Source organism: Tritonibacter sp. SIMBA_163, from assembly GCF_046535935.1.
GTDB classification, from domain to species: Bacteria; Pseudomonadota; Alphaproteobacteria; order Rhodobacterales; family Rhodobacteraceae; genus Epibacterium; species Epibacterium scottomollicae.
Genome location: NZ_JAWJBP010001066.1, coordinates 1 through 245, shown reverse-complemented (window position 1 = coordinate 245; position 245 = coordinate 1). Strand labels below are relative to the sequence as shown.

1 protein-coding gene is annotated in these 245 nt (G+C 54.3%); it reads right to left on the bottom strand.

Annotated elements, in window-relative coordinates:
• Positions 1-245 (bottom strand): ABC transporter permease subunit (locus tag R0J92_RS25620; RefSeq protein WP_411053760.1); only part of this gene is annotated, 245 nt, incomplete at both ends.

Below are 245 nucleotides of genomic sequence, written 5' to 3'. Positions count from 1 at the left end.
AAGAATCATATTGACCGCAAGCGCTTCCGGACGGTCGGAAAGCGTGCCGCTCGTGTACAGCTGATACGAATAGACCGGCAGCACGCTTGGATAGGTGACGCCCAGCAAATAAGGCACTTCGAAAGCGGAAAACGTAAAGACAAAGACGATAAACGTCGCAATCGCCCAAGCCGGCATCATGACAGGTACCACGATTCCGCGGATAAACTGCCAATGCCCCGCGCCAAAAACGCGCGATACTTCGC